At 67.2% G+C, this 12,642-nt stretch carries 11 protein-coding genes; 4 read left to right on the plus strand and 7 right to left on the minus strand.

Features of this window, described 5'->3' with window-relative positions; genetic code table 11:
* Nucleotides 1-61: 61 nt before the first annotated feature.
* From glgX to glgB, 4 genes are read right to left on the minus strand one after another with little or no spacing between them, the layout of a single operon-like run.
* Nucleotides 62-2,143, minus strand: coding sequence for a glycogen debranching protein GlgX (glgX, locus tag IEX25_RS05385; RefSeq protein ID WP_188714355.1), 2,082 nt, complete (start codon nt 2,141-2,143; stop codon nt 62-64).
* Complete coding sequence (gene glgA, locus IEX25_RS05390) at nt 2,140-3,567, minus strand: glycogen synthase GlgA (RefSeq protein ID WP_188714356.1); 1,428 nt, start codon at nt 3,565-3,567, stop codon at nt 2,140-2,142. Before glgA ends, glgX begins: the two co-directional genes overlap by 4 nt.
* Nucleotides 3,564-4,820 carry a glucose-1-phosphate adenylyltransferase gene (gene glgC, locus IEX25_RS05395; protein ID WP_188714357.1) on the minus strand — a complete coding sequence of 419 codons (1,257 nt, stop codon included), beginning with the start codon at nt 4,818-4,820 and terminating at the stop codon, nt 3,564-3,566. Before glgC ends, glgA begins: the two co-directional genes overlap by 4 nt.
* A complete protein-coding gene (gene glgB, locus IEX25_RS05400; protein ID WP_188714358.1) occupies nt 4,820-7,012 on the minus strand; it encodes a 1,4-alpha-glucan branching protein GlgB in 2,193 nt (730 codons plus the stop codon). The genes glgC and glgB overlap by 1 nt, the downstream gene beginning before the upstream one ends.
* A 114-nt stretch (nt 7,013-7,126) precedes the next feature.
* Here glgB and IEX25_RS05405 point away from each other — a divergent pair, with 114 nt between their 5' ends.
* Nucleotides 7,127-8,728, plus strand: a complete 1,602-nt coding sequence (locus IEX25_RS05405; RefSeq protein ID WP_188714359.1) for an alpha-glucosidase family protein — start codon at nt 7,127-7,129, stop codon at nt 8,726-8,728.
* Here the strand turns inward: IEX25_RS05405 and IEX25_RS05410 are convergent, their stop codons facing one another.
* On the minus strand, nt 8,729-8,911 hold the full coding sequence (locus tag IEX25_RS05410; protein ID WP_188714360.1) for a hypothetical protein: 183 nt from the start codon (nt 8,909-8,911) through the stop codon (nt 8,729-8,731).
* 66 nt (nt 8,912-8,977) lie between these two features.
* Nucleotides 8,978-9,874 (minus strand): LysR family transcriptional regulator, encoded by an 897-nt coding sequence (locus IEX25_RS05415; RefSeq protein WP_188714361.1) that lies wholly within the window; start codon nt 9,872-9,874, stop codon nt 8,978-8,980.
* Nucleotides 9,875-9,997: 123 nt separating this feature from the next.
* Between IEX25_RS05415 and IEX25_RS05420 the strand changes: the two genes are divergently transcribed.
* The 3 genes from IEX25_RS05420 to IEX25_RS05430 are packed head-to-tail and all read left to right on the plus strand — an operon-like array spanning nt 9,998 to nt 12,276.
* Entirely contained in the window at nt 9,998-10,939 is a 942-nt protein-coding gene (locus tag IEX25_RS05420; protein ID WP_188714362.1) for a ring-cleaving dioxygenase, read from the plus strand.
* Nucleotides 10,940-10,960: 21 nt separating this feature from the next.
* Nucleotides 10,961-11,521, plus strand: coding sequence for an NADPH-dependent FMN reductase (locus IEX25_RS05425; RefSeq protein WP_188714363.1), 561 nt, complete (start codon nt 10,961-10,963; stop codon nt 11,519-11,521).
* Complete coding sequence (locus tag IEX25_RS05430; RefSeq protein ID WP_188714364.1) at nt 11,518-12,276, plus strand: VOC family protein; 759 nt, start codon at nt 11,518-11,520, stop codon at nt 12,274-12,276. The genes IEX25_RS05425 and IEX25_RS05430 overlap by 4 nt, the downstream gene beginning before the upstream one ends.
* A gap of 54 nt (nt 12,277-12,330) precedes the next feature.
* Here IEX25_RS05430 and IEX25_RS05435 read toward each other — a convergent pair whose 3' ends face one another.
* A complete protein-coding gene (locus tag IEX25_RS05435) occupies nt 12,331-12,639 on the minus strand; it encodes a GNAT family N-acetyltransferase (protein WP_103172499.1) in 309 nt (102 codons plus the stop codon).
* Between the last annotated feature and the right edge of the window lie 3 nt (nt 12,640-12,642).

The following is a 12,642-nucleotide window of genomic DNA, read 5'->3' on the forward strand; positions in this document are numbered from 1 at the left end:
AGGGTTTGGGGTGCGGACCGCCGCCCTGTGCACCCTATTGCCTGGAACATGGGCCCTGCTGTCACATCTGCATCAGGTCGCACAAGACAAAGGCCGCCACGCTTTCCGCAGCGATCCGTTCCACCTGCCCCGCCCGTTCATCCGGGGGACCGTTCCGAGCCGTATCCAGGCGTCTGCGCCAATGGCCGCCCTGGGTCGTATCGGGCAGGCGCACGGACGTGTCGGGGCCGTTGTTGAAGACCAGGAACACCGCCCCCGGCAGCGCGGCATAGGGGGGTGTCCCCGATGCCATGCGCATTTCCGCCGCCAGCAGGCACAGGTCCGGGTCGGACCAGTCCGCAAGCGTCATGGGCGCCCCGTCGGCGCGGCGCCAGAACAGGTCGGGCAGCCCGTCCTGTTCGCGCGGCTGGCTGTGCAGGAACCGCCGCTGGCGCAGGATCGGATGGGCCTTGCGAAAGGCGATGGCCTGGCGGCAGAAATCCAGGAAGGCCGGGTCCGCGCCTTCCCATCGGACCCAGCCGATCGGATTGTCCTGGCAATAGGCGTTGTTGTTGCCGTTCTGGGAATTGCCAAGCTCGTCCCCCGCCAGGATCATCGGCGTGCCCTGGCTCAGCATCAGGGTGGCCATCAGGTTGCGGCGGCGGCGGTCGCGGCGGGCAAGGATTTCGGGATCAAGGGTCGGGCCTTCGACGCCCATGTTGTCCGACATGTTGTGGTCGTGGCCGTCGCGGTTGCCCTCGCCATTGGCATCGTTGTGCTTGCGCATGAAGCTGACGGTATCCATCAGCGTGAACCCGTCATGCGCGGCCACGAAGTTGACCGAGGACGTGGCCGCCCGGCCGTCATGATCGAACCGCGCTGCCGACCCGGCAATGCGTTTCGCCAGCTTGCCGACCTTCCCCGCATCGCCGCGCCAGAAGCTGCGCACCTGGTCGCGGAACCGGTCGTTCCATTCGCAGAAGGGCGCGGGACAGGCGCCCAGCCGATAACCGTCCCGGCCCAGATCCCAGGGCTCGGCGATCAGCTTGACGCGATTCAGGACGGGATCCTGGCGCACCGCGCGAAAGAACGGCCCGTCGGGGTCAAACGCCCCGCGCGTCCGGCCCAGCACCGAACACAGGTCGAAGCGGAAGCCGTCCACATGCATCGTCTCGACCCAGTATCGCAGGCTGTCCATCACCAGCCGCAGCGCGAAGGGGTTGTCCAGGTCCAGCACATTGCCCGTCCCCGCGTCGTTCACATAGAAGCGGCGGTCCTCGGCCAGGCGGTAATAGGCGACGTTGTCGATGCCACGGAAGCACAGGGTGGGGCCAAGCTCGTCCCCCTCGGCCGTGTGGTTATAGACCACGTCCAGGATCACCTCGATCCCTGCCTGGTGGAACCGCGCCACCATCTGCTGGAATTCGGCGATGTCGCCCCCCTGCAGGTAACGCGGATCGGGCGCGAAGAAGCCATAGGACATATAGCCCCAGTAATTCGTCAGCCCCCGGTCGGTCAGGAAGCGGTCGTCCGCGAAGGCATGGACCGGCAGCAGTTCGATGGCGGTGACGCCCAGGCGGTTCAGGTGATCCAGGATCGGGTCCGAGGCCATGGCCGAGAAGCTGCCAGGCCGGTCGATGCCCGGATGCAGCATGGTCAGCCCCTTCACATGCGCCTCGTAGATCACGGTATCGGTCAGGGGGGTGCGCAGGGGGCGGTCCTCGCCCCAGCTGAAGGCCGGATCGACCACCACGCAGCGCGGCATGAAGGCGGCGCTGTCGCGGCGGTCGAAGGACAGATCCGCATCCGCGTGCCCGGCCCGGTATCCGAACAGCGCGTCATGGATGCGCGGCGGCTTGGTCAGGCTTTTGGCATAAGGGTCGATCAGCAGCTTGTTGGGGTTGAAGCGATGCCCGTCGCGGGGGCGATAGGGGCCGTGGACGCGGTATCCGTATCGCTGCCCCGGCAAAAGGCCGGCGATGTATCCGTGCCAGATGTGGCCTTCGCGTTCCGGCAGGGGGATGCGGGTTTCCCGGTCCTGGTCGTCGAACAGGCACAGGACGACCCGTTCGGCATGCTGGGAAAAGAGGGCGAAATTGACGCCGCCCCCATCGAAACTGGCGCCAAGCGGGAGCGGATGGCCCGCCGTGATCGAATGGGTCATCGGTTCGTCGCAAGCCTGGCGTAAAGGGCGCCATAGGCGCGGGCCGACTGGTCCCAGCCCACGGGATGCGACATCGCGTTCCGCTGAAGGCGGGCCCAGGTATCCCTGTCCCGGTAAAGCAGGCAAAGCCGGGTCAGCGCGCCGCGCAGGGCATCCGCCGTCACCGGGGAAAACTGCAGGCCCGTCGCCGCATCCCGCGCCAGGGCGGCAGGCGATGCGTTGATGACCGTGTCGGCCAGACCGCCCGTCAGCGCCACCACCGGGACGGTGCCATAGCGCAGCCCATACATCTGGGTCAGCCCGCAGGGCTCGAAGCGCGACGGAACCAGGATCGCGTCCCCCCCGGCGATCAGGCGGTGGGACAGCGCCTCGTCATAGCCGATGCGGACGGCGACATTGGCGTTCTGTTCGCCCAAGGCGCGAAAGGCCTGTTCCAGGCCGGGATCGCCCGACCCCAGCACCGCCAGTTGCCCGCCATGATCCAGCAGGGCGGGCAGCGCCCCCAGCACCAGATCCAGCCCCTTCTGATGCGTCATCCGCGACACGATCACGCACAGGGGGCCATCCGCATCGGGCAAACCCATCTCGGCCCGCAGGGCGGCCTTGTTGGCGGCCTTGCCCATGGGGCTGTCATAGGGCCGGATCGCCGGATCGGTCGCGGGGTTCCAGGCATCCGTGTCGATGCCGTTCAGGATGCCCGACAGGGCCTCGCGCCGGTATCGCATCACCCCGTCAAGACCCATGCCGAATTCGGGGGTCATCAGTTCCTCGGCATAGGTCGGCGACACCGTGGTCAGCGCATCGGCCCCCATCAGCCCCGCCTTCAGCGGCGAGATGCCGCCATAGAATTCATAGCCTTCCATGTGGAAGCGCCAGGGATCCAGGCGCAGCGACCCGATCCGGCCGGGATCGGTGGCGCCGGTGAAGGCGATGTTGTGGATGGTCAGCACCGTGGCAGGCCCGCCGCCCATCTGGCGCAGATATTCGGTGACAAAGCCCGCCTGCCAGTCATGGCCGTGCAGCACCTGCGGATGCCAGCCAAGCGCGCCATGCACCCCCAGATGCGCGCCGACCCAGGACAGCGCGGCAAAGCGTTCGGGATTGTCCGGCCAGTCGCGCCCGTCCGGGGCCATGTAGGGGTTGCCCGTCCGGGCAAACAGATGGGGTGCGTCGATCGCCAGCAGGTCCAGGCCCGCCGCCCGGCCGGCCATGACCCGTGCCGGGGCGCCGAACAGGTCGTGGAAGTAATAGACCTCGGACACGTCCTGCAATGCGTCCATCACGGCGGGATAGCCGGGCAGCAGGGTCCGCATCCCGACCCCTTCGGCGGCAAGCGCGGCGGGCAGCGCGCCCGCCACATCCGCCAGCCCGCCCGTCTTGACCAGCGGCGCGCATTCCGAGGCGATCGACAGCACCCGGATCACAGGCTTGCCGCCCGGTGGTCCAGCATGTCCTGGGTGATCAAGGTGATGCCTCCTTCGCTGACGCGGAACCACTTGGCGTCTTCCTGCGGATCCTCGCCCACGACAAGGCCCTCGGGAATGACCACGCCCCGGTCGATCACCGCGCGGGTCAGACGCGCACGCCGCTGCACCGTGACATAGGGCAGCACCACGACATGGTCCAGCGACGCATAGCTGTTGGTATGGACCTGCGTGAACAGCAGCGAATTGCGGATCTCCGTCCCCGAGATGATGCAGCCCCCCGACACCATGGACGACACGGCGATGCCCCGGCGGTCCTTTTCGTCATGGATGAACTTCGCCGGCGGCACGCTTTCGGAATAGGTCCAGATCGGCCAGTCGCGGTCCCACAGGTTCAGTTCGGGGGTGAAATCGGTCAGGTCGATATTGGCCTTCCAGAAGGCATCCACCGTGCCGACGTCCTTCCAGTATGCGGGCGCGCCCGGATCGCGCACGCAGGACACGTCGAAGCGGTGCGCCATGGCCTTGCCGTTCCTGACGATCTCGGGGATCAGGTCATGGCCGAAATCGTGGCTTGAATTGGGATCCTCGGCATCCTTCAGCAGAAGGTCGCGCAGGAAGGGCCAGTTGAAGACATAGATCCCCATCGATGCCAGCGCGCTGTCGGGATCGTCGGGCATCCCCGGCGGATCGGCGGGCTTTTCCAGGAACGAGGTGATGCGTCCGGTTTCATCCACCGCCATGACCCCGAAGGCGGTGGCGTCCATCCGCGGCACGGTCAGGCAGCCGATGGTCACGTCGGCGCGGCTTTCGCAATGCTCGCGCAGCATGATCTCGTAATCCATCTTGTAGATGTGGTCGCCCGCCAGGATGACGATGTAATCCACGTCGTAGCTGTCCACGATGTCGATGTTCTGGGTCACGGCATCGGCGGTGCCGCGATACCAGTGTTCTTCCGACATCCGCTGGCTGGCGGGCAGGATGTCCATGAATTCGTTGCGTTCGGCGCGAAAGAAGTTCCAGCCGCGCTGCACATGCCGGATCAGGCTGTGCGCCTTGTACTGCGTCGCGACCGCGATCTTGCGGATGCCCGAATTCATCGCGTTCGACAGCGCGAAGTCGATGATGCGGGTCTTGCCGCCGAAATAGACCGCCGGTTTCACCCGGCGGTCGGTCAACTCCCTCAGGCGGCTGCCCCGCCCGCCGGCCAGCACGAAAGCCATCGCGCGCCGGGTCAATCTTGCTTCGGACATCAGCTTTCCTCCCCCTCATCACCATTACCTGCAACAAAGATCACCACCGACAAGGGCGGCAGCGTGATCGCCATCGAGGCGGGCTGGCCGTCCTGGGGCGTGTCCGTGGCCTTTACCCCGCCAAGGTTGCCCATGCCGCTGCCGCCGTAATGGGACGCATCGGTGTTGATCGCCTCTCGCCAAGGGCCGGGCTGCGGCACGCCGATGCGGAAGCCGGGGCGCGGGACGGGCGTGAAATTGCAGGCGACGACCACCGGGGGATCGCCGGCCTCGCCCCGGCGGATCCAGACGAATGTGGACTGCGCCGGATCGGTCGCGACCCACTGGAAGCCCTCGGGGTCCGCATCCTTGCGGTAAAGCGCGGGGGTTTCGCGGTAAAGCCGGTTCAGGTCGCGCACCAGCGCCTGCACGCCCTGGTGGCGGGGTTGGGCGGCGGCGGTCCAGTTCAGTTCGCCATTGTGGTTCCATTCCTCGGGCTGGCCCCATTCGCATCCCATGAACAGCAGCTTCTTGCCCGGATGACCCCACATGAAGCCGTAAAAGGCGCGCAGGTTGGCGAATTGCTGCCATTCGTCGCCCGGCATCTTGCGCAGCATCGAGCCCTTGCCGTGGACCACCTCGTCATGGCTGATCGGCAGGATGAAGTTTTCGCTGAATGCATACATCAGCCCGAAGGTCATCAGGTCGTGGTGATACCGGCGATGCACCGGGTCGCGGCTCATGAAGCGCAGCGTGTCGTTCATCCAGCCCATGTTCCACTTGAAGCCGAAGCCAAGCCCGCCCGCATCCACCGGGGCGGACACCTGGGGAAAGGATGTGCTTTCCTCGGCCACGGTCATGATGCCAGGGCTTTCCGCATAGGCCGCGACGTTCATGGCCTTCAGGAAGTCAATGGCCTCCAGGTTCTCGCGCCCGCCATGCCTGTTGGGGATCCACTGCCCCTCGCGGCGGGAATAGTCCCGATACAGCATGGAGGCCACCGCATCCACGCGCAGCCCGTCGATGTGATATTCCTCCAGCCAGTACAGGGCGTTGGAGATCAGGTAATTGCGAACCTCGGTCCGGCCATAGTTGTAGATCAGCGTGTTCCAGTCCTGGTGGAACCCTTCGCGCGGGTCGGCATGTTCGTAAAGCGCGGTGCCGTCAAAGCGGGCCAGGCCATGCGCGTCGGTCGGGAAATGGCCGGGAACCCAGTCCAGCAGCACGCCCAGGCCCGCCTGGTGCGCGGCCTCGACCAGGTCGCGGAATTCGTGGGGCGGACCGAAGCGGATCGTGGGCGCATAAAGCCCGACGGGCTGGTATCCCCAGGATCCGTCAAAGGGAAATTCGCTGACCGGCAGCAGTTCCAGATGGGTGAAACCCATGTCCCTGGCATAAGCGACCAGATCGCGGGCCAGTTCCTTGTAGGACAGGGGCCGCCCGCCCTGGTCCAGGCGGCGGCGCCAGGACCCCAGATGCACCTCGTAGATGCTGATGGGCGCGCGGCGGTCCTGCGCCGTCGCGCGGCCTGCCATCCATTCCGCGTCCTTCCAGCCGTAACCGGAGATGTCGCGCACCACGCTGGCCTTTTCCGGTGGATGCTGGCTGCCGAAGCCGACCGGATCGGCCTTCATCAACAGCCCGCCATGGGCATCGAGGATTTCATACTTGTAAAGCGCCCCCTCGGCCACGCCGGGCAGAAAGATTTCCCACACGCCGCTGCCGCCGACGCGGCGCATCGGATGGCGCCGCCCGTCCCAGGCGTTGAACGGCCCCACCACCGACACGCGCCGGGCATTGGGCGCCCAGACGGCGAAATGCGTCCCCGCCACGCCTTCATGCACCATCACATGGGCGCCAAGCGCCTGCCACAGCCGGTGATGCGTCCCCTCGCCCAGCAGGTGCAGGTCGATGTCCCCCAGGACTGGACCGAAGCGATAGGGATCGTCGAACAGCCATTCGGTCCCATCCGCAGACCGGGCCTTCAGGCGATAGCTGCCGCTGACGCGTCCCCGGAACAGATCGCCGAAGACCCGTTCCAGCGGCAGGCTGCCCGCCTCGGTCACGGCATCCAGCGCGGCGATGTCGGGATGATGGACGGTCAGCCAGCCGTCATGCGGTCCCAGGATGTCGAACGGCCGGTCGCAACGCCCGCCGGACAGCGCGGCGATATCGTCATTCGTCAGCCCTGACACCTCTGGCACCTGTCCCATGCACCCACCTTAACCCGCCCCTGCGGCAGGGCAATCCGTCACCTAACGCCGAAACCGGCTTTCCGGTGTCACGTTGGTCGTGTTCTATCGCACCGAACCTTGCAGGAGACCCTTATGACCGAATGGTGGCGCGACGCGGTGATCTATCAGATCTATCCCCGCAGCTTTCAGGACAGCGACGGTAACGGCATCGGCGACCTGCCCGGCATCACGCGGCGGCTGGACCATGTCGCATCGCTTGGCGTGGACGCGATCTGGCTGTCGCCCATCTTCACCTCGCCCATGAAGGACATGGGCTATGACGTCAGCGACTATTGCGACATCGACCCGCTGTTCGGCACCTTGGCCGATTTCGACGCGCTTGTGGCGCGGGCGCATGACCTGGGGCTGAAGGTCATCATCGACCAGGTGATCAGCCATTCCAGCGACCGCCATCCCTGGTTCGCGGAAAGCCGCACCAGCCGCGACAACGACAAGGCCGACTGGTATGTCTGGGCCGATCCGAACCCCGACGGCACGCCGCCCAACAACTGGCCATCCGTCTTCGGCGGCCCGGCATGGGAATGGGAGCCGCAGCGGCGGCAGTATTACCTGCACAACTTCCTGATCGAGCAGCCCGACCTGAACCTGTGGAACCGCGAGGTGCAGGACGCGCTGCTGGGCACCATGCGCTTCTGGCTGGACCGGGGCGTGGACGGCTTCCGGCTGGACACGGTCAACTTCTATTTCCACGACACGCGGCTGCGGAACAACCCGCCCAATCCCGACAGCACGGCGCCCGACACCTATAACATGCAGCGCCACGTCTATTCGAAGAACCGGCCGGAAAACATCGCCTTCCTGAAGCGGATGCGCAGGCTGACCGACGAATACGACGCCCGCATGATGGTGGGCGAGGTGGGCGAAGGCGGCGACACCTCGATCCGCATCATGGCCGAATACACGGCCGGCACCGACCGGCTGCACATGTGCTACAGCTTCGAGATGCTGAGCCATGACTTCACCGCCCGGCATTTCCGCCACACGATCGAGGGCGTGCACAAGGGCGCACCCGACAGCCATGCCTGCTGGTCGTTTTCAAACCACGACGTGTTCCGCCATGTCACCCGCTGGCTGCCCCATGCCGAAAGCGCCGAAGCCCTGGCCCGGCAGGCGGCGGCGATGCTGCTCTCTTTCCCCGGCACCATCTGCCTGTATCAGGGCGAGGAACTGGGCCAGACGGAAACCGAACTGGTCTATGACGAACTGACCGATCCCCCCGCCCTGCGCTTCTGGCCCGAGATCAAGGGCCGCGACGGCTGCCGCACGCCGATGGTCTGGGACGAGAGCGAAAATGGGGGCTTTTCCGATGCGAAACCCTGGCTTCCGGTCAAGGAACCCCAGGCCGCGCGCCATGTGGCGGGCCAGCAGGGCGACAATGACAGCGTGCTGTCGGCCTATCGCGCGACGCTGGCCTTCCGCAAGGCGCAGATGCCGCTGCGGCGGGGCGAGACCTCTTTCATGGATCTCCCCGAACCGATCCTGGCCTTCCATCGCAGCATCGGGGGCGAGGCGCTGACCTGCGTCTTCAACCTGTCCAAGGAACCTGCGCGGCTGACCTTGTCGGACGACGCGGCGCTTGTCGGGCCGTCGCGGGCATCGTTGTCGGGCACGGTGCTGGACCTGCCGCCCAACGGCTTTGCCTGGCTGGACCGCGCCGTGGACCTGCTGGCCTGATCAGTCCGGCTTGCGCCGCACGAACAATTCAAAGGCCAGGTAAAGCCCGGCAGCCCCCGAGATCACAGCCCAGAAGGGGTTGCCGGTGTAAAGCTCGACCCCGGCCCAGGCCAGCGGCACGACCACGCAAAGGATCCGCACCCAAAGGTGGCGGAAGAAGGGGGCATTGGGGTCAACCAGCATGTCCTGCCTCGTGTCTTTCACTTTGGTTCAAATATCCCGGGGTCCGGGGCAGCGCCCCGGCCCTGCCTACAACCCCGCCAGCCAGGGCGGCTCTCCGGCGAAGGCGGTGGCGACATGGTCGATGAAGGCGCGGGTCTTGCGTGGCATCGGCCGGACCGGCGGCCAGACCAGGCTGACGGGCAGCGGATCCTGCGGCAGGTCGGGCAGCAGCCGCACCAGCCGCCCGTCGCGCAGCGCGTCATGGACGATGAACATCGGCAACAGCGCCAGCCCCAGCCCGCCGATGGCCATGTCGCGCATCGCTTCGCCGTTGTTGGCGGTGATGCGGCCCAGGGGCGGCTGCGCCACGCCCGCAAAGGGCCAGAGATCGCCCAACCGCGCGTTCAGATAGCCGATGGCGCTGTGGCGCGACAGGTCGGCCGGGCCGTCTATGTCACCATGCACCGCCAGATAGTCGGGGCTTGCCACAAGGGCGCGCGGATCGGCGCAAACCCGGCGGGCCATCAGGCTGCTGTCGCGCATCTGCCCGATCCGCAACCCCACGTCGAAGCCCGCCCGGCCCAGGTCGGTCAACTGGTCGTCGTAATCCAGCACCACCTCCAGCCCCGGATGGGCGCGGGCGAAGCCCGCGATCACCGGGCCAAGGTGACGGATGCCAAAGCTCATCGGCGCGGCGATGGCCAGACGCCCGCGCAGATCGGCCTGCCCGCCCAGGCTTTCGGTCGCGGCCACCAGTTCGGCCAGGGCGGGCCGCACGCGATCGGCCAGGGCCAGGGCGTTGTCGGTGGGGGCGATGCGACCCGCATGGCGCGTGAACAGGGCCACGCCCAGGGCCGCCTCGAAGTCGCTGATCCGCTTGCTGACCACGGATTTCGACAGATCGGCCCGCGCGGCGGCGGCGGATATGCTGCCCGCGTCCAGGACCGCCAGAAAGGTCCGAATGTCGCTGATCGACCAGTCCATCCGGGCAGCATAGCGCGCCGACCTTCGTTCGCAAGAACCGAACACCGCATTCCCTGCAAGACGGCTGCCACGAACGCCCCTGCTGCGCCATATTGGCATCAAGCCAAGACAGGAAACCGCATCATGCAACTGACCGGCATCCACCACCTGACCGCCATCACCGCCGACGCGGCGGGCAACAACCGTTTCTATACCGACACCCTGGGCCTGCGCCGGGTGAAGAAGACGGTGAACCAGGACGACACCTCGGCCTATCACCTGTTCTTCGCCGATGGCGCGGGCACGCCGGGCACGGACATCACCTTCTTCGACTGGCCCGCCCCACGCGAAAGGCGCGGCACCCGTTCGATCAGCCGCACCGGGCTGCGGGTCGCGGAAGACAGCCTGGACTGGTGGGCCGCGCGCCTGTCGGACAAGGGCCTGACCACCGGCAAGGTCACGATGCTGGACGGCCGCGCCAGCCTGGATGTCGAGGATCCCGAAGGCCAGCGGCTGCGCCTCGTGGCCGCCCCCGAACCCACGGGCCAGCCCTGGGACCAAAGCCCCGTCCCGGCTTCGCACCAGATCCAGGGCTTGGGTCCGATCACCATATCCGTCCCTGACCTGGGCCCGACCCAGGCGGTGCTGACCCAGGTGATGAACATGACGCTTGTGCGCGACTATCCCAGCCCCGACGGGCAGGGACAGGTCCATGTCTTCCATATGGGCGATGGCGGGGCGGCGGCCGAACTGCATGTCGCGGTCCAGCCGGGCCTGCCCATCGCAAGCCAGGGCGCGGGCGGCGTCCACCACGTCGCCTTCCGGGTTCCGGACACGGACGCGCTGACCGCATGGGCCGACCGGGTCCGGGGCTTCCGCGTGCCGAATTCCGGCGAGGTGGAACGGTATTACTTCCGTTCGCTTTATTTCCGCGAACCGGGCGGAAACCTGTTCGAACTGGCGACCGACGGCCCCGGCTTCGACGTGGACGAACCGCGCGAGACGATGGGCCAGGGCCTGTCCCTGCCGCCCTTCCTGGAAGGCAGGCGCGCCGCCATCGAGGCCGGGTTGAAGCCGCTGGACTGACCGCATGAAAGGACGACGCGCATGACCACCATCCTTGGCCTGTCGGGCAGCCTGCGCCGCGCCTCGCTGAACAGCGGCTTGCTGCGGGCGGCCCGCGACGTGGCGCCCGAGGGGACGCGGATCGTGATCGGCGACATCTCGGGCGTGCCGCTTTATGACGGCGATGACGAGGCCGCGAACGGCACGCCCCCTGCCGTCGCCGCGCTGAACCGCCAGCTTGCGCAGGCCGACGGGTTGCTGCTGGTGACGCCGGAATACAACAACGGCATTCCCGGCGTCTTCAAGAACGCCATCGACTGGATGTCGCGGGGCGAAGGCTTGCGGCTTTTCGCGGGCAAGCCGGTCGCGGTCATGGGCGCGTCCCCCGGCGGCTTCGGGACCACCCAGGCGCAGACCCATTGGTGGCCTGTGCTGCGGACGCTGAAGACCCGGCCCTGGTGGGACGGGCGGCTGATGGTGTCGCGCGCGGGCGGGCTGTTCGACGCCCAGGGCAACCTGACCGACGACAAGACCCGCCAGCAGCTTGCCGATTTCATCGCGGGCTTCGTGGCCAGCCTGACACCGGAAAGGACTGCATCATGACACCTGCCATCGACCATGTCGCGCTGACGGTGCGCGACCTGCCCGGCATGATGGCATTCTATCGCGACGCACTTGGCCTGGCCCAGTTGGGCGGCGAGGGCGAAACCGCGCGGCTTGGCGCCGGGGACAGCACCCTGCTGGAACTGCGCCGCGACAGCGCCGCACGGCCCCGCGACCCGCGCCAGGCAGGGCTGTTCCACACCGCCTTCCTGTTGCCCGACCGCGCCGATCTGGCCCGCTGGCTGCGCCATGCCGCCGAAAACGGCACGCGCCTGTCGGGCGCCAGCGACCACGGCGTCAGCGAGGCGCTGTATCTTGACGACCCCGAGGGCAACGGCATCGAAATCTATTGGGACCGTTCCCCCGACCAGTGGCAGCGCAGCGGCGACCGGATCGAGATGTTCACCCACCGCCTGGACCTGAACGACCTGCTGGCCCTGGCCGACACCTCCTGGCAGGGCGCGCCCCAGGGCAGCAGCGTGGGCCATGTGCATCTGCAGGTGGGCGACCTGGACCAGGCCGATGCCTTCCTGGCGGGCGACCTGGGCCTGACGCGGACCTTCGACGCCCCCGGCGGGGCCTGGTATGGCTGGAACGGCTATCACCACCACCTTGCCGGGAACACCTGGAACAGCCGCGGAGCGGGGATGCGCGACAAAGGAATGACGGGCCTGGCCGAGGTCGTGATCCGGGACCTTGGCCGGGCAAGCCAGACCATCACCGACCCGTGGGGAACGCCGTTCCGGTTCCTGTAGGGTGCGTGCTTGCACGCACCAAGCCGCCTACCAAGGTGCGTGCAGGCACGCACCCTACGGGCGTTCGACCGCGAAGGCGTCGGCCCAATCGGGGTTCTTCGCCAGCCGGTCCGCGACATAGGAACAGGCCGGGATGATCCGAAAGCCTTCCTTGCGCGCATCCGCCACCATGGCCTCCACCAGGGCCGCCGCCGCGCCGGTGCCGCGCAGGGCCTCCGGGGCGCCGGTATGGTCGGCGCTGACCTGGCCCTTGCCGCGCCGGGTGAAGGTCAGTTCGGCCTCGGCCTCGATGCCCGCGATCCGGGCGACATAGCGGCCGTGGCGGGCATCGGTATCCTCGCGGGTGATGGTCAGGTCAGGCATCGG

This window comes from Paracoccus acridae, assembly GCF_014642735.1.
Classification (GTDB): Bacteria; Pseudomonadota; Alphaproteobacteria; order Rhodobacterales; family Rhodobacteraceae; genus Paracoccus; species Paracoccus acridae.